Genomic DNA, 23,210 nt, shown 5'->3' on the forward strand with positions numbered 1-23,210 from the left:
TGCTATACTCGGCTGCATGACGCTTGAAGACGAAGTTGAGCGCCTGCGCGCAGTCAATAGCGATTTGCACGCTCGCGTCGGCGAGCTAGAGCAGGCCTTAGCGGCTGCTCTGGCTCGGATTGCCGAACTGGAACAGCACCACGACGAGCCACCACCCTTCGTCAAACCTAATCGACCCAAACCAGCCTCGCCAAAATCGCCGCGCAAGAAGCGAGCACCTCAGCACAATCACAACCGCAAGCGAATGACCCCGACCCGCTCGGTCGAGCATGCGCTTGAGCGCTGTCCCGACTGCCTCTACCGCTTACAAGGCGATAGCCTCGATTATTCGCGTGAGGTGATTGAACTGCCTCAACCGCAGCCGGTCGAGGTCGTCGAACATCGGGTAATCAAACGCTTCTGTCCGCACTGCCAGCGCTGGCACAGCCCCAAGCTCGATCTGAGTGGTCAGGTGCTGGGGCAAGGGCGTATCGGCGTGCGCATCATCAGCCTGCTCGGCTACTTGCGTACCACGCTGCGCTTGCCCATCCGCCGCATCCAGGCGTATCTGCACAGCGTTCATCAATTGCTGCTCAGCACAGGCGAAATCGTGGAATTACTCCATCAGTTGCGGCAGAGGTTGCAAGCCGAGCTCGAGGCGCTCAAGGCACAGGCGCGTGCCAGTCCGATCCTGCACGGCGACGAAACGTCGTGGCGCGAGGATGGAATGAACGGCTACATCTGGGCGTTTTCAACCCCAGGCGAGCAAGCTGTGCGCTACTACGACTACGACCACTCACGTGGACAGGCCGTTGTGAAACGCATGCTGGCTGGTCAGTTTGAGGGCCACCTGGTGAGCGATTTCTACTGCGGCTACAACATCTATGCCGGCAAGCATCAGCGCTGCTGGGTTCATCTGCTGCGCGCGCTGCGGGAGCTGAAGCAGCAGCACGCCGACGATGCGGGGGTACTGCAGTGGGCGCAGCAGGTACGAGCGCTCTACGACGATGCCCAAAGCTGGCTGCGTGAGCACGAGCAGCCGATACGCGAGCAGCGCGAGCAGCAGTACGTGCAACTGACGGCACGGGCGCACGCACTCGGGTTCGCCTATGCGCGGGTCAAAAAGCATGCCTGCCAGGCGCTGGCGAAACGGTTGCTGCGGCACGAGGAAGAGTTGTTCCAGTTTGTGCTGATCGATGGCTTGAGTGCGGATAACAATCTGGCCGAACGCAGCATCCGGCCGCTGGTTGTCATGCGCAAGATCAGCGGCGGCTCGCGCAGCCAGCAGGGAACCAAGACTCGGCTGGGCTTGGCAAGTCTGTTCGAGACCTGGCAGGCACGCAAGTGCAACCCGTTTGAGGAATGCGTCAAGCTGTTGAGCCAAGGCGCAACCTCTTCGACCGAATGTTCTTTACCCCAACAGTGAACAGTTACCGCTCAAGTACGATTTGACAAGTACGGGGAGGGTGGTATACTCCGCCACGTTGCGAGTGCGGGTGGTCACCGCCGCACGGCTCTTCCGTTGACAACCACGCGCTGCTCACTCGCCGCTGCGCCGCTGCTCTTGACAGCCCGCCGCACCTGTGCTATACTGCGCCTCGTTGGTCGCCGTCGTCTCACCGCTTCGCGGTGAACCCAACAATCCGGGCTTTGGGCTTCTCCCTCCCTCGCGAACCGCGCCGCTGCCCTCCGCAGCGGAGACGTCACCAGGTGGCTCGCACGCCTCCGCGTCGATGCCCTGGTTTTGTTCGCCTTCCGTCTCGCCCGCCCGGCTGCGCCCCACAACTGGATCGGTGATGATGACCACATCGCGTCTGGCGATCGGCTGGTGGTCCGTCGGGCTCGCTCCGACCCCTCCAGCCATTCTATGAAGAGTTTGATCCTGGCTCAGGACGAACGCTGGCGGCGTGCCTAATGCATGCAAGTCGCACGCAGAGGCTTCGGCTTCTGAGTGGCGCACGGCTGAGGAACACGTGGGAACCTGCCCGACCGTGGGGGATAACGCGCCGAAAGGCACGCTAATCCCGCATACGCTCGCAGAGGAAAGCGGCAACGCGCGGTCGGAGGGGCCTGCGGCCCATCAGGTCGTTGGCGGGGTAACGGCCCACCAAGCCACGATGACGGTGGCTTCGTTCTTGAGGGACGGGCAGCAGGGCTGGGACGGACACGGCGGCCCCGGACTCCTACGGGAGGCAGCAGCAAGGAGATTTTCGTCAATGGGCGCAAGCCTGAACGAGCAACGCCGCGTGGAGGACGACGGCCTTCGGGTTGTAAACTCCTTTTGCGGGGGATGACATCGACCGTACCCCGCAGATCAGGCTCGGCTAACTCTGTGCCACAGCGGCCGCGGTAAGACAGAGGAGCCGACGTTGTCCGGATTGACTGGGCGTAAAGCGCAGGCGGTCGTGCACGTGGGGTGTGAAAGCCTGGCGGCTTAACCGCCAGACGCCACCGCATACGGCGCGACTTGAGACTGGCAGAGGTTCGTGGAATTGCCGGTGTAGTGGTGAAATGCGTAGAGATCGGCAGGAACACCAAAGGGAAACCAGCGAACTGGGCCAGTTCTGACTCAGGTGCGAAAGCGTGGGGCGAACCGGATTAGATACCCGGGTAGTCCACGCCGTAAACGATGGACACTCGGCATCTGGCGGCCGATCTTCGGCGGCCAGGTGCTAACTAACGCGGTAAGTGTCCCGCCTGGGAACTACGAGCGCAAGCTTAAAACTCAAAGGAATTGACGGGGGCCCGCACAAACGGCGGAGCGTGTGGTTTAATTCGACGCAACGCGCAGAACCTTGCCAGGTTTGACATGGCGCAAAGCCGCGAAAGCGGTCGCGCTGGTGTGCCACAGATGCTGCATGGCTGTCGTCAGCTCGTGTCGTGAGATGTTGGGTTAAGTCCCGCAACGAGCGCAACCCCTACGGTCAGTTACTTGTGTCTGGCCGGACTGCCCTTTTCGGGAGGAAGGCGGGGATGACGTCAAGTCCGCATGGCTCTTACGCCTGGGGCGACACACACGCTACAATGCCGGTGACAGTGCGCCGCGACCCCGCGAGGGGCAGCAAATCGCCAACCACCGGCCCAGTGCAGATTGGGGGCTGCAACTCGCCCCCATGAAGGCGGAGTTGCTAGTAACCGCGTATCAGCCATGGCGCGGTGAATACGTACCCGGGCCTTGTACACACCGCCCGTCACGTCATGGGAGTTGTCAATGCTTGAAGTCCGTGGGCCAACCTTCGGGAGGCAGCGGCCGAGGGCAGGGGCAGCGACTGGGACGAAGTCGTAACAAGGTAGCCGTACCGGAAGGTGCGGCTGGATCACCTCCTTTCTAGGGAGCTCGCACCCCTCGGGGTGCGCATCCCATCAGCCAAGGCGCGGCGCCGTGGCCATCATCACGATTCAGGGGTGAAGGCCCTGCGTGGTGGAAGCTCGCTTCCGCCACGTTGTACCTTACCAAGTGCAGAGGCAAGGTTATGTCAGCTCTGGCGTTCTGCCAGAGCGCGTTCGAGATCGTCCACCAGAGGTCTTCCTTCAGGGAAGACATTAGGAGCAGAGGGTGGATGCCTCGGCGCTGCGTGCCGATGAAGGACGTGGCATTGCTGCGATAAGCGGGGGGGAGCCGCGAGCGGGCATTGATCCTCCGATTTCCGAATGGGGCAACCCGGCTACCTGCGGGTAGTCACCGCCATTGGCGGAGGGCACCGGGGGAACTGAAACATCTCACGTACCCCGAGGAACAGAGAGTATCCCCGTAGTAGCGGCGAGCGAACCGGGGGCAGCCTAAACCGTTTCCGTGTCAAGCCGGCAGGCGTTGCGGAGGCGGGGTTGGAAGACTGAGCAGGGTGCGCTGCCGTGCATCGCTGGAGTAGCTACGACCCATTCGAAGACGTCTGGAAAGCGTCGCCAGAGACCGTGACAGCCGGGTAGGAGACTGGTTTGTAGCTCCAGGCTTGGTTCTTGAGTAGCGCCGGACACGAGTAATCCGGCGTGAAGCTGGGGGGCCCACCTCCCAAGGCTACATACACGCAGTGACCGATAGCGCACAGTACCGTGAGGGAACGGTGAAAAGTACCCCGGCGAGGGGAGTGAAAGAGATCCTGAAACCGTCTGCTTACGTGCAGTCGAAGGGGATGAGCGCAAGCTTCCCTGACGGCGTGCCTTTTGGAGTATGATCCGGCGAGTTACCCTCCGTGGCCGGTTAAGCCAGTCATAGGCGGAGCCACAGCGAAAGCGAGTCTGAATAGGGCGCGCGTCGCGGGGGGTAGACCCGAAACCGCTTGAGCTATCCATGGTCAGGCTGAAGCGTCCGTAACAGGACGTGGAGGGCCGCACCGGTGTAGGTTACAAACTGCTCGGATGAACTGTGGATAGGGGTGAAATGCCAATCGAAAGCGGAGATAGCTGGTTCTCCCCGAAATGCATTGAGGTGCAGCCCGGGTGTCGGGGCTGCCTGAGGTAGAGCACTGTTGTTGTGCGGGGGCTTCACCGCCTACCAAGCGACGGCAAACTCCGAATGCAGGCAGCTTACCCCCGGAGTGAGACAGTGGGCGCAAACGTTCATTGTCAAAAGGGAAACAACCCAGACCTGCAGCTAAGGTCCCGAAATCTCTGCTGAGTGGTAAAGGATGTGTCGTTGCACAAACAACCAGGAGGTTGGCTTAGAAGCAGCCACCCTTCAAAGAGTGCGTAACAGCTCACTGGTCGAGTGACGGCGCGCCGATAATCCAACGGGGCAAAGCATGGTACCGAAGCTCAGGATGCAGGATAATCCCTGCGTGGTAGGGGAGCGTCGGCAGGCCGGCGAAGCGGCAGCGGAAGCCAGCCGTGGAGGCCTGTCGAGTGCGAATGCCGGAACGAGTAACAGAGAAGGGGCGTGCGAACCGCCCCCACCGAAAGCCTGAGGGTTCCGCCGCAAGGGTGATCCGCGGCGGGTTAGTCGGGCCTAAGGGGCGCCTCCGCAGGCGACCACCGATGGACAACGGGTAGATATTCCCGTACTATGGTTCGTTCGTTTGACCAATGCCGGATGCTGATGGGGAGCTGCCGCGGCGAGACGTGCGCCGTCCAAGCTGGTAGGGAGGCGCGGGTTAGTCCCCGCGTCGATGACCGAGAGGTGAGTGCGAGTGGGGGTAGCAATACCCACCGCAAGGGCAGGGCACCTAGGCAGTCAAGAAAGGCCGGCTCGGGAGAACGACCATACCCGTACCGCAAACCGACACAGGTAGGCTGGCTGAGCAAGCTAAGGTGGACGAGTGATCCCGGGTTAAGGAACTCGGCAAATTACCCCCGTACCTTCGGTAGAAGGGGGGCTCCTGGCGGTGACCCGCCTTGCGCGGTGAGCGGCTGGGAGCGACACAAACCAGGCCCAGGCGACTGGATAACAGAACCACAGGTCCCTGCTGAAGTCGTAAGACGACGTATAGGGGCTGATGCCTGCCCAGTGCTGGAAGGTTAAGGGGAGGCGTGCAAGCGCCGAACCGAAGCCCCAGTGAACGGCGGCTGTAACTATAACAGTCCTAAGGTAGCGAAATTCCTTGTCGGGTAAGTTCCGACCCGCACGAAAGGCATCACGATCTGGGCAGTGTCTCAACCCGGGGCTCGGTGAAACTGCGATCACGGTTAGGACGCCGTGAACCCGTAGCAGGACAAAAAGACCCCATGGAGCTTTACTACAGCTTGCCATTGGATGCGGTCCACGGCTGCGTAGCATAGGTGGGAGCCGGTGATCCGGCCCTTGCGGGGGTCGGGGAGGCAGCAGTGAAATACCACTCTGTCGTGGATTGCGTCCTCACGCGCGTCACGTGCGGACCGTGGCTGGTGGGTAGTTTGTCTGGGGCGGACGCCTCCCAAAAGGTAACGGAGGCGCGCAATGGTTCCCTCACGCGGGATGGCAACCCGCGGTTGAGTGCAAAGGCACAAGGGAGCTTGACTGCAAGGCAAACCGGCCGCGCAGAGACGAAAGTCGGCCTTAGTGATCCTACGGCCCCGCGTGGAAGGGCCGTAGCTTATCGGATAAAAGCTACCCTGGGGATAACAGGCTGATCCTGCCCAAGAGTTCACATCGACGGCAGGGTTTGGCACCTCGATGTCGGCTCGTCGCATCCTGGGGCTGGAGTCGGTCCCAAGGGTTGGGCTGTTCGCCCATTAAAGCGGCACGCGAGCTGGGTTCAGAACGTCGTGAGACAGTTCGGTCTCTATCCGCTACGGGCGGTTAGTGTATTGCGCGGAGCTGATCTTAGTACGAGAGGACCGGATTGGACGGACCGCTGGTGGAGGAGTTGTGGGACGACCTGCAGGCTCCGTAGCTATGTCCGGAAGCAAGAACCGCTGAAAGCATCTAAGTGGGAAATGCACCGCAAGATGAGTACACTCGCGGCTTTAGGCCGGTAAGTCCCCCAGGAGATGACTGGGAACGCGACCCGAGCTGGAGGCGTGGCAACACGTGGAGGCGACGGGGGCGCATGGACGAGGGCTTCCCTGGGGGAAGACGTCGGGTGGACGAGTAGGACGCACAGACAGACCTTGCCTCGGCACTGGCCCCTGAGCCAGTGGTGTGCGTGAAGCGCCGTGGTCCCACCCCGTCCCATCCCGAACCGGGTCGTGAAACGCGGCAGCGCCGAAGGTACTGGCGGGATGCCCGCTGGGAGAGTAGGTCCGTGCACCCTTTCATCGCGGCGTGGAGCAGTGGCAGCTCGTCGGGCTCATAACCCGAAGGTCGCAGGTTCGAATCCTGCCGCCGCTACCAGGGAAAACCTCCAGCACAGCAGCTACGATAGCTACGGTGCTGGGGGTTTTTTAATGCCTGCTTACAGTTGCAAGACGCACGAACTTAGATATAATATCGACACGTGGGCTGGTAGCTCAGTGGTAGAGCAACGGTCTTTTAAACCGATGGTCGTGGGTTCGATCCCCACCCGGCCCACCATATTTTTTCGGTTCTGGGGGCGCCAGCGGCGCCCTATTTTTATACCTGCTGTGCCGACTTGCGCGTAATAATAACTCTTGGCTGGCATATACTTGACAGCCATGCTATAATGATCATTGCAGGTGAAGCGTTGCGTTAGCATCCTCGGTACCTGCGGCGATAGTGCTACCCCGTACTATCTCATTTGGCTCTATCCCCCTGGATGTATTCTGAGCGTATTCTGCCGCACATGCGTGGTTTGCATGCACGATGCAGCCAGCGCAAACCTCAACAATAATGTTTCATATTCATCCACAATCGCCCTTAATCAGCATACCCTAGCATCTAGGCGTTACTGCTTTCGCGCGCGATATGAGCAAAACTCAAAAATATTTCCTAAATCGGCGAGAAAGACCTTTTTTCTCAACATGAAGTTGGTCATGTATACCGGCGAGCGAATAGGCCGGTGAGGAGTTGTGTGTGCCACGCATACGAACGAAGAATAATCACGAGGCGCCGGCTGAATTAGTCGAATCGAGGGAAAGAACGCCGGTAGTGAACGTTGCGGAGCTCGAGAACAAAACGCTGAACGACTTGCGCGAGATGGCGCGTACCAGCGGAATCAGCGGCGTGAGTGGCTTAAAAAAGCAAGATCTGATCTTCAAGCTGCTGCAAGCCCAAACCGAAGAAGCGGGGCACAGCCTCAGCGACGGTGTGCTCGATATCGTCTCCGATGGTTTTGGCTTCCTCCGCGGCCCCCGCTTGCTGCCTGGCCCCGATGATGTGTATGTCTCCCAATCGCAGATTCGCCGCTTTGGTCTGCGCACTGGCGATCGCGTATGGGGCCAGATCCGGCCGCCAAAGGAGAGCGAGCGCTACTTCTCGCTGCTGCGCGTCGAGCTCGTCAATAATATGGATCCGGAGACGGCGCGCAAGCGGCCGTCCTTCGATCAGCTTACGCCGATCTTCCCCAACGAGCAGCTGCACCTCGAAACCGAGCCGAATATCTTGGCGACGCGTTTGGTCGACCTAATCGCCCCGATTGGCCGTGGCCAGCGTGGCCTGATTGTGTCGCCGCCGAAGGCTGGAAAGACGCTGCTGCTCAAGGCGATCGCCAATGGCATTACCGCGAACCACCCCGATATCCACCTCATGGTGCTGCTGATCGGCGAGCGCCCGGAAGAAGTGACCGACATGAAACGCTCGGTCAAGGGCGAGGTGATCTCGTCCACGTTCGATGAGCCGGTTGAGGATCACACGAAGGTCGCTGAGATGACGCTTGACCGGGCTAAGCGCCTGGTTGAGGGTGGGCAGGACGTTGTGATTTTGATGGACTCGATCACGCGTTTGGCCCGCGCCTATAACCTCGATATGCCGCCAAGCGGCCGTACACTATCTGGTGGTATCGACCCGGTGGCGCTTTATCCGCCGAAGCGCTTCTTCGGCGCCGCACGTAATATTGAGAACGGCGGCTCGCTTACGATCATCGCGACGTGCCTGGTGGACACCGGCAGCCGTATGGATGACGTGATCTACGAGGAGTTCAAGGGCACCGGCAATATGGAGCTGCACCTCGACCGCAAGCTGGCCGAGAAGCGCGTGTTCCCGGCGATCGATATTACCCGCAGCGGCACGCGGCGTGAAGAGCTGCTGTTGGGTGATAGCCTGCGCCAGGTGTGGACACTGCGCCGCATGGTGAGTATGCTGGGCGAGAACGAAGGCACCGAGCTGGTGTTGACGCGTATGTCGAAGACAAGGAATAATACCGATTTCCTGGCTACGTTGACCAAGGCGAACTAGACGTATTGCCGATGCCCTGGCTACCCCGCACTAGCTTAGCGGGGTGCAGGTCGCCGCACGCTGATCCCAGGAGATTTGTATGCGATGCACAAACTGTGATGCCGAGCTCGCGGCAAACGCGCGTTTCTGCACGAAGTGTGGCACCCCCGTCGCTGCTGCACCGCCGCCTGCGCCAGTAGCAATGGGAGGCACTTCTATGAGTAATTCGGCGGAATATACTAACCAGCCGGGGCAGCGGCTCGACTTGCCCGAGCCGAATGTAGTTATGCGCGGCAAGGGCACCACCGGCATGGAGTACCAGATCATCGGCACTACGCTCCAGGCAGTGATCCTGGAACTCGACCCCGGCGAGATGGTGTATTCCGAGAGCGGCGGTATGGCCTGGATGAGCGCGAACATCGGCATGCAGACGACCGGGCGCGGCGGCGGGCTGGGCGGCATGTTCAAGCGCGCAATCTCGGGCGAGTCGATGTTCCTGGTGGAATACACCAGCCAGGGCGGGAAGGGCATTGTGGCCTTCGCCTCGGACTTTCCCGGCAAGATTGTTCCGGTGAACCTGGGGGCCGGCCAGCAGATAATCGCGCAGAAGCAAGCGTTCCTGTGCGCCGAGAAGACGGTGCAGATGGATATTCACTTCCGCAAAAAATTAGGCGCGGGCTTTTTCGGTGGCGAAGGCTTTATTATGCAGAAGCTTACCGGCCCTGGGGTTGCGTTCGTATGCCTTGACGGCGAGATAATGGAATATACCCTTGGGCCTGGCCAGATGCTGAAGGTGGACACTGGCCATGTTGCGATGTACGAGCCAACGGTGACGTTCGACATCGAGATGATGAAGGGCTTCCGCAATATTCTGTTCGGCGGTGAGGGGCTGTTCCTGGCGACACTTCAAGGCCCTGGCCGGGTGTGGCTCCAGACGATGCCGACAATGAACCTGGCCAAAGCAATCGCCGAGTATTTGCCGCGCACCGGCGGCGAGAACCGCGGCCCAAGTATCGATATTGGTAACCTGCTGGGCGGAAGCTAGCCTGGTAGATCCGGCGGCTTACGCCGTCAGCATTCAGCACACAGAGCGCAAAGGCTTGCACGGCGACGAAGTCGCTACGGCCTTTGCGCTCTTGGAATTCTAGCGCCGAAACAGCGGCATAGTTGTTGCCCTGTGTGCGATGTTCCGTGTGCAGCTACCGCATACAGCTGATTACTCACACTTTGGTTGGGGTTTGGGGGGCGGCGAAGCCGCCCCAAATTTCTTATTGTGTTGCACTACGTGGCGAAGCCACGTAGTGCAACACAATCTATACGTGATCAAGCGAACAGCGTAATTAGAGAGTAAGCGAGCTTGATATGACTGAGCAGGAAGCGATCGGGCGTGTTTCGCCTGCTGATGAAGAGCTGCGCTTGCTCGCGCAGCTGATCTACCGGCTGCTGGGCGAGGTATATGGCATCAGGCCGTGGGCACCGCGCCGCGAGCCGCTGCGCGAGCTGATCTCGACCATGCTATCGCACCGCACCACCGAGGCCAACGAGGCCAAAGCCTTCGCCCAGCTCTGGGAGCGCTTTGGCAGCTGGGAAGCCATCGCCGCCGCGCCGCCGGCCGAGCTCGTAGCGGCGATTGCTCCGGCGAACTTTGCCGAGGCCAAGGCGCCGCGCATCAAGGCGGCGCTCGCGCAGATCATAGCTGAGTGCGGCACACCGTCGATCAACCTCCTGGCTGATCTGCCGGCCGAGCAGGGGCTGGCCTGGCTTGAAGCGCTGCCGGGCGTTGGGCCAAAAACTGCGTCGCTGGTGCTGCTGTTCTGCTTCCATAAGCCAGTACTACCAGTCGATACGCACGTGCACCGGGTGAGCGGGCGGATTGGCTTGATCAGCGCAAAAACCACTGCTGAGCAGGCGCACGTGTTGCTAGCCGCGCTGCTGCCGCGTGATGCCGACGTGCTGTGGAATTTCCACCTGAATATGCTGCGCCACGGCCAGCGCATCTGTGTGTGGGAGCGGCCGCGCTGCGCGAAGTGCGCGCTACGCGAGCATTGCGCGTATGGCCGGGCGCAGGCGCGAAATGAACAAATCATCAGCTAGTCAACACAATCGGCTTAAAGTGGTTGTGGTACAATAGTGCGGCATTTTGCGCTACGATCACGTGTGGGAGCTGTGCACTATGTCGGCCCTGGCTCGCTTCGAATCGTTCATGGAAAACATGGTCGAAGGTTCGGTCGCGCGGCTGTTTCGCAGCCCGATTCAGCCGGCCGAGATCGCCAAACGCTTGGAGCGGGCGATGGAGACCCAGCAGACCATCAGCGTACGCCGCGTGATCGTGCCCAACTTCTACCGCGCATTTCTTAACCCACAGGATTTTGCCGCATTCAACCCGATTCGCGCCGAAATGGAGCGCGAGATGGCGACGTACCTGGCCGATCTGGCGCAGGAGCGCGGCTTCACCATGCTTGAGCACCCGCGCGTCGAGCTGAACGCCGAGGCCAGCGTGGCACGCCATACCATCCAAGTTGTGGCCGAGACGCTTAGCACCCCGCCCGACCCGGCGGCGGCACATACGCAGATCTTTCAGCCGGCCCCGGCGCCGGCCGCGCATCCGCGCACTCGGCTGCTGCTGAATTCGCCGAATGGCCGGCACGTCATCCCGCTCGAGAGCACGCAGATGAGCGTTGGGCGCGGGCTGAATAACGACATTATTCTAGAAGATACCCGTGTCTCGCGGCACCACGCGCAGCTGCGCTACCGTGCGCGGCGCTTCTGGATCAGCGACCTGGGCTCGACCAACGGTACGTTTGTCAATGGCGAGCAGATCGAGGAGAAGGCGCTTCGCGACGGCGATGTGATCTCGCTGGGCGGGCTCGAACTGACGTTCAAAGAAGCATAAGCAGGATCGGCTGATCAGCGATGTTCGACTTCACCAACTTCTCGATCGATATTCTGGTGCTGCTGCTGCGCGTTGCTGTTGTACTGCTGCTGTATTTCTTTCTCTGGCAGGTGCTGCGCTTTGTCATGCGCGATTTGCGCAGCGGCGGAGCGCCTGGCGGTGCTGCGGCTGCCAGCCCGTATGGGCAGCTCATGGTGCTGCGCGCTGGTGCTACCGGCGTGCCTGCCGGTAAAACGTTCGCGCTCGGCCCCAGCAATATCATTGGCCGCAGCATGGAAAATTGCGAGATCGCGCTGAATGACTCATTTCTGTCGGCCCAGCACGCGCGGCTCGAGCTGCAGGGCGATGTCTGGGTGCTCGAAGACCTGAATAGCACGAACGGTACGTTTGTGAACGAGATCGAGGTTCGCGACGCCGCTAGTGTCGAAGAAGGCGATGTTATTCGGGTAGGTCGCGTTGAGATGCGTATTATTCGCTGATGTGGCCTGCTTTTCTTGCCGCCAACCTCGTTTGACTGCGCCTGGCCTCTGTTGCGGCGCCGAACAATGGCAGGCGCCGCAATAGCGAAAAGATAGCCGTGGCCGCTCGGCTACTCGCGGGCGCCGCCCCCAACTCCTCCATCGCGAAAACCTTCAGCGAGACTGCGTGCGAGCCTATTGGCATGGCGCAAGGCAGCTGCGCCAGCAGGCGTGCGTTTGCACGCCTTTTTCATCTGTGATATACTTATCAAAGTCGTGGGATCCTAACCATTTTGTAACCTCCAGCTAGGATACTAGAGACCTGGGCTGTGAGTGGACAAGAGCCAGCTTGCCGATTATGGCAAGTGTGTCGGTTAATCGACGCCTGAAAACAGCTTGCCGGCGTAATGCCAGCAGCGCTGCCAGGTAGTGACCATCGAGCAGCCGCCAGGTTATGGCGTGTTGCTGATCAGCAAAGGAGCGCAGCCGTGCTAGCGAACTATGCATTCATAGGCCTTTTCTTTGTCGCCGCTGCGTCGTTTCCCATTCTCCCGCTTATCGGCGCCTATTTTCTGCGGCCCTCGCGCCCTACCGAGATCAAGCTCGACACATACGAGTGCGGCCTCGAGGCGATCGGCGATATTTGGGTGCAATTCAAGGTGCAGTATTACCTATACGCCCTGGCATTTGTCGTCTTCGACATCGAGGTCGTATTCTTGTACCCGTGGGCGGTTGCGTTCAACCAGCTTGGCCTGTTCGCGCTGGTCGAGATGGCAATCTTTCTGGTGATTTTGATCGGCGGCCTGGTATATGCCTGGCGCAAAGGCGCGCTGGAGTGGGTGTAAGCTGTGGCAGGTTCTAAGCTCGAAGGTTCGCACCTCTATCATATCAAGGTCTAGCAAGGTGGAAGCATGGCGAACGAGAACGATACTCAGCTTGAGCTTGAAAAGCAAGGCGTTTTTCTCTCTACGATCAATCGCTTTTATAACTGGGGCCGGCGCTCGTCGGTATGGCCGATGGCGTTTGGGCTGGCCTGCTGCGCGATCGAGATGATGGCGACCGGGCTTTCGCGCTACGACCTGGCGCGTTTCGGCGCCGAGATGTTCCGGGCTTCGCCGCGCCAGGCCGACCTGATGATTGTGGCAGGTACCGTCACGAAGAAGATGGCGCCGCAAGTGGTACGGCTGTACAACCAGATGCCCGAGCCACGCTACGTCATCTCGATGGGCGCATGTGCTACTTCCGGTGGCCCATTCCGCGACGGTTATAATGTACTGCGCGGCATCGACTTATTTCTGCCGGTCGATGTCTATATTCCGGGGTGCCCGCCGCGCCCCGAGGCGCTGCTCCACGCGCTGATGACGCTGCAGGCTCAGATCGACGACCAGAAGCTCAGCCGCGTGCGCTGGTATGGTAAGCGCGAAGTCAGCGACTTCCCGGTGCCTACGTTTGGCAAGCAAGGCCTCGAAATCGACGGCAAGCTTGTCGATCCGGTTGGCGGCCTGCCGCTGGTGAGCCCGTATAGCTCGCCGTTGCTCGGCGAAACGCGCACCGGCGCGATTGAGCACCCTGAGCTGGTGCGTCAGTTCCCGATCATGGACGATAGCGTCGAGCTTGAGGGGCCAAACAAAGCCGTGGGCGTGGCTCCCGAGATTGCGATCGACGACCTGAAGCGCAAGGTGGAGGTGACCCGTGCCTGATATCAGCGCCACCGAGCTGAAGGAACGTTTGATCCGCGATCTCCCCGGCGCGCTGGCGCCCGAGCGGCCAAAAGATCAGCACGCCGGCAATGGCCACGTCGCCGAGGCATCGGCCAAGGGCAAGAAAGAAGAGGGGCCGGTCGACTTGCTGGCGACGAGCGATGCGGTGGTGTTGGCCGAGCGCATCCCCGAAGTTGCCACGTATGTTCGCGACACATTAGGCTACGAATTGCTCTCCGATCTTACGGCCGTCGACTATTTGGCCGACGGCCTGATCGAAGTGATCTATCGCTTCCAGCATCTCGATGGCGGGCCGACGCTGCCGGTCAAGACGCGCGTGTCGCGCGATCGGGCGGTAGTGCCGTCGATCACGCCGATCTGGCCCGGCGCCGATCTGCAAGAGCGCGAGGCGTTCGACCTGTATGGCGTCGATTTTCCTGGCCACCCGAACTTGAAGCGCGTGTATATGCCAACCACTGTTGGGATGAGTTCAGAAGGCTTCCCCATGTTCCCAAGCAGGGCGATAAATATCTTGGCGATGGAGAGGAGTAGCCAGTATGTAGTAACCAGCCAGCAGTATGCAGTAGCTAGAGCGCAGCATAGAGCTGCCGCCCGCCGACTGCCGACTGCCAGCTGCCGACTGCCGACTGCCGACGAGCAGCTATGCTAAAAACAGAAGAGCTCCAGATCAATGTCGGCCCACAACATCCATCGACGCACGGCGTGTTCCGGCTGGTCTGGCGAAGGTCGACGGCGAGACGATCATCGATCTCAAGCCGGTATTCGGCTACCTGCATCGTAATCACGAACAGCTTGGCGAGGTCTCGACCTATATTCAGATGATGCCGATTTAAGCCGGCTCGACTACTTCAACTCCATATTGCTTCAACTTCGGTGCCAGCTGGCGGTCGAGAAGCTGTCTGGCATCGCTGTGCCGCAGCGCGCAAACTATATTCGCGTGCTGATGGCCGAACTGAGCCGCATCCTCAACCATGCCACCGCCGTCGCCTTCATGATCAACGACATGGGCGCCTGGCAGACGCCGCTGGCGTTTGGCATGCGCGAGCGCGAAAAGATCCTCGACCTGTTCGAGATGGTCAGCGGCGCGCATGATGTGCAACTACTTCCGCTTTGGCGGGGTTGTGCGCGACCTGCCGCCCGAGTTTATGCCGCTGCTGAAAGATTTGATGAAGGGCCTGCCGACGTTCTTCGATGAGTTCGAGCGGCTGCTGCGCGAGAACGAGATCTTGCGGCTGCGCTCCGAAAGGCGTAGGCATTTTGCCGAAAGAGCTGGCTGCCTCGTATAGCGTCACCGGGGCGGTCGCCTCGGGCGTACCCTACGACGTGCGCAAAGCCGTACAGCGTATACGGCGGTTTGTTCGACGTCCCGGTCGGCTCGGTCGGCGATATCTACGACCGCTTTCTGGTGCGGATCGAAGAGATGCGCCAGAGCTACCGCATTGTGCAGCAGGTGATCGAGCGCCTGCCGGACACGACCGGCGGCCATATCAACCCCTCGATGGCCCAGCATTGGCAAGCAGAAGGCGCTCAAGCCGCCGGCAACAGCGTGTGTATGGCCGCGTTGAGACGCCGGCAAGGGCGAGCTGGGGTTCTACCTGGTGAGCGACGGCTCGGCCCGGCCGTACCGCTATAAGGTTCGCGCTCCATCGTTTATTAACCTCACGCCGTTGGGCGATATGTGCCGTGGGCATAAAGTCGCCGACGTAGTGGTCATCCTGGGAAGCATCGACATTGTGTTGGGCGAGGTAGATCGCTAGAGATTGCAAATTGCAAATTGCAGGTGTGCGCAATTTGCAATTTACAATTTGCAATTCAGGAATGTAATATGACGGTTGAGTTCACACGCGGCAAAGCCTATGTAGTCGATCGCGGCAAGCCCAAGCTGCGCGCCGGCCAGGGCATGCTTGCCGGGCTTGATGTAGTCATTCGGCACTTCTTCAGCGCATTCGGCAACAAGATCGAGACGCCCGCGGAAACCTCGGGCGTCTTCACTGTGCAGTACCCTGAAGAGCGACTCGAGCTGGCCGAGGCCTTTCGCAACTTCCCGATCCTGCTCTACGACGATGCGACAGGGCACGAGCTGTGCACCTCGTGCTTTCAGTGCGAGCGCATCTGCCCGCCACAAGTCATCCACATGACTCAGGCGGTCGACCCGACGACTGGGAAGCCGGTGCCGGCGGTGCGCGAGTTCATGATCGAATACGACGCGTGCATGAGCTGTGGCCTGTGCGCCGAGGTGTGCCCATTCGACGCGATCAAGATGGATCACGAGTTCGAGCTGTCGACGGCCGATCATAGCAAGATGACCGTGGCCAAAGCTGACCTGGATCGGCCGGTATCGTACTACGAGGCGATCGCGCCGACCATGTGGGCTGGAGTCAAAGATGGCGCGTACAAAAAGCTCCAGGGCAACATGAAGCGCCGTAGCGGCGCGATCGGCATCTCGCCGCGCGCTACTGTGACGGCCAAAAAGGCAGCTCCGGCTGCGGCGCGCCCGGCTGCAGCGGCACGGCCAGCTGCAGCAGCTGGCAAGCCGATCGCCGCGCCCGGCAAGAATATGCCGGAAGAGAAGCTGGCGCGCTTGCTGTCGATCCGTGCGGCAAACGCCGCCAAGGCTGGTGGCGCCGCCCCGGCCGAAGCCGATGAGGCAGTTGCCACGGCCGACGCAACCGAGGAGCTTGCGCCCGTGACGGCCGGTGCCGCCCGACCTGTGTCGGCGGGGGGAATACCGTTCAGTGCCGACAACCTGCTGGGCGGCGTGCCAGAGAATACCATCATGGCCGAAGATAAAATCGAGCGCCTGAAGGCGATTCGCTCGGGGAACCTGGCCAAGCGCGGGTAACTCGCGGCGCGCCGACGCGCCAAGCGCCTGCGGCTGTATGTGCGAACTAGAGGTTCTGCAATGATCGACATCTTACTATCTCTGCTTGGCGGTGTTTTGCCCAGCTGGCTGATCTATGTTATCAGCTTTCTTGTGAATACCACGATCATCCTCATCGTCACCCCAGTGACGTTTATGATGATGACGTGGTTTGAGCGCCGCATGGTGGCGCGCATGCAGGATCGTCTGGGGCCGAACCGCGTGGGGCCGGCAGGCCTGCTGCAAGCGGTGGCCGACGGCGTGAAGATGTTCACCAAAGAGAACATCACGCCGCGCGCGGCCGACAAATGGGTGCACCTGATCGCGCCCGTGGTGGCGACAGCGCCGGTGATGTTTCTGTTCGCTGTTATTCCGTGGGGCCGCGGCCTCGAACCGTCGAATGTGAATGTCAGCGTGCTATTTGTCGTGGCGATCTCGTCGATATCGGCGGTGGGCCTGATGATGGGCGGCTGGGGCTCGAACAACAAATTTGCGCTGCTGGGCGCGATGCGCGCGGTGGCCCAGATGGTGTCGTACGAGATCCCGGCGGTGATCGCGCTGCTTGGGATGGTGCTGTTCACCGGCACCATGAACCTCAACAACTACTCGGCACTTCAGGGCGGTATTCCGCTGCTGGGAAGCACGCTCCAAGAGCTTGGCGTGCCAGATCTGGGGCTCGGCTGGTTTGTGTTCACGCCGATTGGCTTGCTGGGCTTTGGCATCTTCTTCACCTGTGTGCTCTCCGAGGGCGAGCGCACGCCGTTCGACATCCCCGAAGCCGACTCCGAAATTGTCGCGGGCTATATGACCGAGTATAGCGGCATGAAGTTCGCGGTATTCTACATGGGCCAGTTCCTGTTCAACTACGCGCTTTCGATGGTCGCATCGATCGTATTTTTGGGCGGGTGGAATGGCCCGGGCGTGGGGCTGCTGGCCGACGCAGGGCTGCCGTTTCTGGCCGGGCTGCTCTCGGTTGTGTACCTGTTTGTGAAGACTTGGTTCCTGTTCTTCGTCATGATCTGGCTGCGCGGCGCGTTCCCGCGGCTGCGCATGGATCAGCTGATGAGCTTCGCCTGGAAGTTCCTGCTGCCGCTTGCGCTGATCAATATCCTGAGCGCGGCGCTGTGGCTCACATTGATGCTGTGGTGCACTGGCCCGAGCTGCGACCAGAGCCTGTGGGTCGTGCATATTGCTGGAGTCAACCCGCTTGACTGGATGGGCTCGGCCGCATGGGTGCGCCAGCTGGTAGGGCTGGTGGTCAGCGGCGCGATCAACGTAGGCGCGTTCTTCTGGCTGTTGAGTATCAACCGGCGCCCCGGCGGCGAGACGCCAGCCGAGTTGGCGCAGGATCAGGTGTTTGGCGTGGCGTCGCTGCCGTAGCAAGAGCGAGCGGCTGGTTCGGCTGGCCTGTGTTGTGCAAGGCGTTGCTCGGCGAGAGCGGCGCGCAGAAGGATATTCTATGAATATTCTGATCCTGGTCATATTTTTCGGTCTGTCGGCATTTACGCTGGCGGCCGGCGTGATGGTGGTGACCGTCAAGAATATTATCCACGCGGCGCTGTGGCTAATCGCCTCGTTTTTTAGCGTTGCCGCACTATACCTGCTGATGGAAGCCGAGTTCATCGCGATCGTGCAAGTGCTGGTGTATGTCGGCGCGATCTCGATCCTGGTGCTGTTCGCGATCATGCTGACGCGCCACGTGACCGGCGAAGGCGTTCGGCAGCTGTACCAGCGCTGGTGGGTTGCGCTGATTGTCGCCGCAGCGCTGTTCGGCGTACTGATCGTGCCAACCGTGTTCAACTTCCAGTGGTCGGTGCCGACGGCGCCCGACCAGAGCGCGGGGCTTTCGTCGGCGGTACAGATCGGCACGGCGTTTATGCGCGAGTACTTGCTGCCGTTCGAGATCGCCTCGGTGCTGCTGCTGGTAGCGCTGATCGGGGCGATTGTGATCGCGTTCGAGGAGCGCGCATCGCGGCGGCGCGTGCTGACGCTGGCCGAGGAAGTTGAACTGCGCCGCCAGCGCGGCGAGTCGCTCCGCTTGGCGGCAACGCCGACCGTGCCTGAAGCGCAGAATACCGGCAGCGCGCCAAGCCAGCCGTAAGATCTTGGCTGGCATCTTCGATTGTAACTACTAGCCATACACTTTTAGCTGGGCGCGCTCAACTCTTAACGCGTAACGTCTTGAGTGGGGTTGTTCTATGAACATGGTTGAAGCTGTACCGCTGCCATGGGTTTTGGTGGTGGCTGCGGGCCTCTTCTGCATCGGCCTATTCGGATCGCTCTCGCGGCGCAACACCGTCGGCATTCTGCTGGGCGTCGAGCTGATGCTGAATGCGGTGAACCTTAACTTGATCGCGTTCTGGCGCTACCTGGAGCCGAACCTGGTGGCTGGTCAGGTGTTCGCGCTGTTTATTATCACTGTGGCGGCTGCCGAGGCGGCTGTGGGCTTGGCGATGATCATTGCGATCTACCGCTCGCGGCTGACGGTGAACGCCGACGAAGTTGACACCTTGAAGGGGTAAGAATTCAGCGGTCAGAATTCAGGAGTCAGAAGCGCATCGCGATGACTTCGTGCTCATTCTGAATTCTGGCTCCTGACTCCTGAATTCTCAGACGAGGCACACAGTATGGGCTTTTTCCTTCAGAATGCCTGGCTGATTCCGCTGCTGCCGCTGCTTGGATTTGCGATCATCACGCTGACGCCGGTGCGTATGAGCAAGATGCTCAGCGGCTGGATCGCGATTGGCCTGATGGTAGTAGCCACAGTGGTGGCGCTGGGCGTCGGCGCCGAAGTGTATCAGGGCGTGCACGTGAGCGCCGATGGCGCCGCCGAGGTTGTGGCGGCCGGCGAGCAGCACGCCGCCGAGGGCGAGGGCGCGTTTGCGTTCCCCGAGGCCAATATTGTACGCACGGTGCGCTGGGCGCCGGCCGGCGGCGATGCTGCGTTTAGCATGGGGTTCTATATCGACCCTGCGGTCGCGGCGATGCTGGTGATGGTGACGATCGCCTCGACCTGCATCCACCTGTTCTCGCTCGGCTATATGTCGCACGACGAGCGGCAGTCGCGCTTCTTCTCGTTTATCTCGCTGTTCACGGCCTCGATGCTGCTGATGCTGCTTTCGAGCAACCTGCTGCTCTTCTTTATGGCCTGGGAGCTCATGGGCCTGTGCTCGTACCTGCTGATTGGCTTCTGGTACGACAAAGTGTACCCCAACCCGAACCAGATAACGCCGCGCCAGGCAGCGATGAAGGCATTCATTACCACGCGTATTGGCGACGTGCTGTTCATGGTTGGCATGGCCTATCTGTGGACGCAGGCCGGCTCGCTTGATTTCGGTACGGCCGCAGGCCAGATCTTCAACCCCGAGTTTCTGGCGCGGATCGGCGGCGCGACGAATGTGCTTGGCATCAGCGTGGCCACCGGCATCGCGCTGCTGCTGTTCGCCGGCACTGTAGGTAAGTCGGCGCAATTCCCGCTGCACGTGTGGCTGCCCGACGCGATGGAAGGGCCGACACCGGTGTCGGCGCTCATCCACGCCGCCACGATGGTTGCGGCTGGTGTGTTTCTGGTGGGCCGCACCTACCCGATCTTCAAGGCCGACGGCGGCACGGCGCTGCTGGTGGTGTCGATCATTGGCTCGTTCACCGCGCTGTTCGCCGCGCTGATTGCAGTAGGCCAGTTCGATATCAAGCGCATCCTGGCCTACTCGACGCTGTCGCAGCTTGGCTTTATGGTGGCGGCGTTGGGCATTGGCGGCTGGGTGGCAGGCATCTTTCACCTGCTGACGCACGCCTTTTTTAAGGCGCTGCTGTTTCTCGGCTCGGGCTCGGTGATCCACGGCATGGAGGCGACGGTCGGTCACGACTCGAATACCGCGCAGGATATCCGCAATATGGGAAATCTGCGCAAGTACATGCCAACCACATTTCTGGCGTATATGGCCGGCTACCTTGCGCTCGCCGGCATCCCGCCGTTCGCCGGTTTCTGGAGCAAAGACGAGATCCTCGCCGACGCGTTTGGCCACGGCCATTTCGTGGTCTGGATTGTGTTGACGCTCGCCGCGTTCCTGACGGCGTTCTACATGACCCGCCAGATTGTGGTGGTGTTCTTCGGTAACTTCCGCGGCCACAAGCCGCGCGTCGCCACCGCGCCAAGCGAGCCGACGGCGGTTGATCACGCGCATGACACGCACGGCCACGGCGCACACGATGCGCACAGCCACGACGCGCATGGCCATGGCGGGCACGACCCGCACGAGAGCCCGTGGACGATGACCGTGCCGCTGATCATTCTGGCGGTGTTTGCGGTGATCGCCGGCTTTGCGAACTTGCCAGGCTTCCACTGGCTGAGCACATTCTTCGGGCAGGAAGCTGCCGATTTTAATGTGCTGACAGCCGGGATCGCGACGGTGCTGGCGCTTGCCGGCATTGGCCTGGGCTACGCGCTCTATCGTAATGCCTACGCCACCGCCGAGGATGCTGACCCGCTGCAGCAGATGATGCCGGGCGTGTTCGAGGTGCTGAATCGCAAGTTCTATTTCGACGAGATCTACGCTAGCACCTTTGGCAGGCTCTCGTATGCGCTGGCGGTGGCGTGGAGCTGGATCGACCGCACGATCCTCGACGGCTTTATCAACGGTACCGGCTTTTTCACGATGTTCCTGGGCAGGCTGAACTTCATTATCGACGACACCGTGCTGAACGACGGCATGGACGCCGTGTCGGACGGCACGAATTTCGCCGGCGATGTGACCCGCCAGAGCGAGACCGGCAAGATCCAGGACTATGTGTCGCTGATCTTCGGCGGCGTGGTTATTCTGGGCATTATCTATTTGTATGCCGTGCGCCGCTAGTGCGCGCGGGCCGGCATGCGGAAGCACAACCTGTTGAAACAGGGATAAACGAATGAACTATCTCCAGATGAGTGATGGTCCCTGGCTGACCTTCCTGGTGCTCTCGCCAATCGTCGGGCTGCTGCTGGTGGCGCTCAGCGGTGCGCTGCGGCTGGATGACCGGCTGGTGAAGATCGGCGCCACGGCGTGGTCGCTCACGTCGCTTGGGCTCGCGATCTTTCTGTGGGCCGGCTACAACCCTGGCGCGGTGGCCGATGGCCAAGCCGTGATCCAGTTTGCCGAGAAGATTCCCTGGATCGACGCGATCAAGGTCGACTACTTCCTGGGCGTCGATGGCATCAGCTTGCCGCTGGTGATTTTGACGACGGTTATGACGCCGATCGCGATGCTGGCCTCGTTCAATGTCGAATCGCGGGTGAAGATGCACTACGCGCTGCTGTTCCTGCTGGAAGCGGCGATGCTAGGCTACTTTGTGGCGCTGAACTTCTTCTTCTTCTTCATCTTCTGGGAGTTCAGCCTGGTGCCGGCGTTCTTTATCATTCAGAACTGGGGCCGCGACCCGGAAGACAAGCGCCGCTACGCCGCGTTTAAGTTCTTTGTCTACACGATGGGCGGCTCGGTCGGCATGCTGCTGCTGTTCCAGTTCTTCTACGTGGCCACGCGCGCGGCCGGCATGCCCACCTTCGACCTTGTGACGCTGGGTCGGCTAGGCCAGGGATTGCCGGTTGAGGGCGTGCAGGGCAGCTTGCAAGATATCGTCTTCCGCTATGTCGACAGCGTGGGCATCACCGCCTACCTAGGCCGCTACCCGCTGCTGTATACCTCGGTGGCGTTCTGGGCGATCTTCATCGCCTTCGCGATCAAACTGGCGGTGTGGCCGTTCCACACCTGGCTGCCCGATGCCTACTCCGAGGCGCCAACGGCCGGATCGATCCTGCTCTCGGCGGTGATGTCGAAGATGGGCGCGTATGGCATGCTGCGGATCATGCTGCCACTGGTGCCCGATGCCGCGCAGTTTTTCGGCCCGGTGATCGGCGCGCTGGCACTGGTGGGGATTGTGGCCGGCGCATTTGGCGCGCTCTCGTACACGGGCGGCGACATCAAGCGGCTTATCGGCTATACCTCGATCAACCACATGGGCTATGTGGCGCTGGCGATCGCCGCTGCGGCTACGCTGAACAGCGCCGCCGACGGGCAGAGCCGGGCGATTGCGGTCAACGGCGCGATGATGCAGATGGTGGCGCACGGCCTTTCGACCGGCGCGCTGTTCTTGCTGGTCGGCTACCTGTACCAGCGCACCGGCACCTACTCGCTGCGCGACTGGGGCGGCCTGCGCAAGGTCATGCCGATGTTCTCGGGCGTGATGGGCGTGGCGATGTTCGCTAACCTGGGCCTGCCAGGGCTAGCCGGTTTTGTCGGCGAGTTCTTTATCTTCCGTGGAACGTGGGCGTCGCTGCCGTTCTTTACCCTGCTGGCCACGATCGGCCTGATCGTGTCGGCGCTGGCGCTGCTGCAGATGTATGCGCGTATTTTCAATGGGCCACTGAACCCACGCTGGGACAGCGGCCACGGCGGGCAGACGCCGGCGGATATGCGTGTTGCCAGCCGTGAGTTCCTGGCTGCCGCGCCGCTGCTGGTGCTGCTGCTGATCCTGGGCGTATACCCTGCCCCGATCATGGATCTGGCCAACCAGACGGCCACGGCGCTAGTGAACGTGTTTACAAAGGCGCTTTCCTGATTTCAAATTGTAAATTGGGCGTTGT

At 60.9% G+C, this 23,210-nt stretch carries 15 protein-coding genes, 2 tRNA genes, 3 rRNA genes and 1 pseudogene; all 21 read left to right on the forward strand.

The window, feature by feature from the left end; genetic code table 11:
• Positions 1–16: 16 nt before the first annotated feature.
• The 21 genes and pseudogenes from tnpC (at position 17) to U0177_RS06930 (ending at position 23,185) form a co-directional block, all read left to right on the forward strand.
• Entirely contained in the window at positions 17–1,405 is a 1,389-nt protein-coding gene (tnpC, locus tag U0177_RS06830; protein WP_409569855.1) for an IS66 family transposase, read from the forward strand.
• A gap of 438 nt (positions 1,406–1,843) precedes the next feature.
• Positions 1,844–3,307 (forward strand): 16S ribosomal RNA (locus U0177_RS06835).
• A 205-nt stretch (positions 3,308–3,512) separates the two neighbouring features.
• Positions 3,513–6,460, forward strand: a 23S ribosomal RNA gene (locus tag U0177_RS06840).
• Positions 6,461–6,528: 68 nt separating this feature from the next.
• Positions 6,529–6,644, forward strand: a 5S ribosomal RNA gene (gene rrf / locus U0177_RS06845).
• The 16S, 23S and 5S rRNA genes sit together here with 2 tRNA genes alongside, the layout of an rRNA operon.
• 5 nt (positions 6,645–6,649) lie before the next feature.
• Positions 6,650–6,724, forward strand: a tRNA-Met gene (locus U0177_RS06850).
• 105 nt (positions 6,725–6,829) lie between these two features.
• Positions 6,830–6,904, forward strand: a tRNA-Lys gene (locus tag U0177_RS06855).
• A 534-nt stretch (positions 6,905–7,438) separates the two neighbouring features.
• A complete protein-coding gene (rho, locus tag U0177_RS06860; RefSeq protein WP_409569953.1) occupies positions 7,439–8,683 on the forward strand; it encodes a transcription termination factor Rho in 1,245 nt (414 codons plus the stop codon).
• A 79-nt stretch (positions 8,684–8,762) separates the two neighbouring features.
• The gene (locus U0177_RS06865; protein ID WP_409569856.1) at positions 8,763–9,707 is read left to right on the forward strand and encodes a TIGR00266 family protein; all 945 of its coding nucleotides are present in this window, start codon (positions 8,763–8,765) and stop codon (positions 9,705–9,707) included.
• Between the two features lie 317 nt (positions 9,708–10,024).
• Positions 10,025–10,756, forward strand: a complete 732-nt coding sequence (gene nth, locus U0177_RS06870) for an endonuclease III domain-containing protein (RefSeq protein WP_409569857.1) — start codon at positions 10,025–10,027, stop codon at positions 10,754–10,756.
• A gap of 79 nt (positions 10,757–10,835) precedes the next feature.
• Positions 10,836–11,555: an FhaA domain-containing protein gene (locus tag U0177_RS06875; RefSeq protein WP_409569858.1), complete on the forward strand. Its 720-nt coding sequence runs from the start codon at positions 10,836–10,838 to the stop codon at positions 11,553–11,555.
• Positions 11,556–11,575: 20 nt separating this feature from the next.
• The gene (locus tag U0177_RS06880; RefSeq protein ID WP_409569859.1) at positions 11,576–12,034 is read left to right on the forward strand and encodes an FHA domain-containing protein; all 459 of its coding nucleotides are present in this window, start codon (positions 11,576–11,578) and stop codon (positions 12,032–12,034) included.
• Between the two features lie 467 nt (positions 12,035–12,501).
• On the forward strand, positions 12,502–12,858 hold the full coding sequence (locus tag U0177_RS06885) for an NADH-quinone oxidoreductase subunit A (RefSeq protein WP_409569860.1): 357 nt from the start codon (positions 12,502–12,504) through the stop codon (positions 12,856–12,858).
• 66 nt (positions 12,859–12,924) lie between these two features.
• Positions 12,925–13,713 carry an NADH-quinone oxidoreductase subunit B gene (locus U0177_RS06890; RefSeq protein WP_409569861.1) on the forward strand — a complete coding sequence of 263 codons (789 nt, stop codon included), beginning with the start codon at positions 12,925–12,927 and terminating at the stop codon, positions 13,711–13,713.
• Positions 13,706–14,383, forward strand: a complete 678-nt coding sequence (locus tag U0177_RS06895; RefSeq protein WP_409569862.1) for an NADH-quinone oxidoreductase subunit C — start codon at positions 13,706–13,708, stop codon at positions 14,381–14,383. The genes U0177_RS06890 and U0177_RS06895 overlap by 8 nt, the downstream gene beginning before the upstream one ends.
• Positions 14,377–15,491: pseudogene (locus tag U0177_RS06900) on the forward strand (NADH-quinone oxidoreductase subunit D). The gene U0177_RS06895 and the pseudogene U0177_RS06900 overlap by 7 nt, the downstream one beginning before the upstream one ends.
• Positions 15,492–15,559: 68 nt before the next feature.
• Positions 15,560–16,576, forward strand: a complete 1,017-nt coding sequence (locus U0177_RS06905; RefSeq protein ID WP_409569863.1) for a 4Fe-4S dicluster domain-containing protein — start codon at positions 15,560–15,562, stop codon at positions 16,574–16,576.
• Positions 16,577–16,636: 60 nt separating this feature from the next.
• On the forward strand, positions 16,637–17,974 hold the full coding sequence (gene nuoH / locus U0177_RS06910; RefSeq protein WP_409569864.1) for an NADH-quinone oxidoreductase subunit NuoH: 1,338 nt from the start codon (positions 16,637–16,639) through the stop codon (positions 17,972–17,974).
• 79 nt (positions 17,975–18,053) lie between these two features.
• Positions 18,054–18,695: an NADH-quinone oxidoreductase subunit J gene (locus U0177_RS06915; protein WP_409569865.1), complete on the forward strand. Its 642-nt coding sequence runs from the start codon at positions 18,054–18,056 to the stop codon at positions 18,693–18,695.
• Between the two features lie 103 nt (positions 18,696–18,798).
• Positions 18,799–19,116 (forward strand): NADH-quinone oxidoreductase subunit NuoK, encoded by a 318-nt coding sequence (gene nuoK, locus U0177_RS06920; protein WP_409569954.1) that lies wholly within the window; start codon positions 18,799–18,801, stop codon positions 19,114–19,116.
• A gap of 105 nt (positions 19,117–19,221) precedes the next feature.
• Complete coding sequence (gene nuoL / locus U0177_RS06925; protein WP_409569866.1) at positions 19,222–21,447, forward strand: NADH-quinone oxidoreductase subunit L; 2,226 nt, start codon at positions 19,222–19,224, stop codon at positions 21,445–21,447.
• A 52-nt stretch (positions 21,448–21,499) separates the two neighbouring features.
• Entirely contained in the window at positions 21,500–23,185 is a 1,686-nt protein-coding gene (locus tag U0177_RS06930; RefSeq protein ID WP_409569867.1) for a NuoM family protein, read from the forward strand.
• Positions 23,186–23,210: the final 25 nt, after the last annotated feature.

The organism is Kouleothrix sp., assembly GCF_046328425.1.
In the GTDB taxonomy this organism is placed as follows: Bacteria; Chloroflexota; Chloroflexia; order Chloroflexales; family Roseiflexaceae; genus Kouleothrix.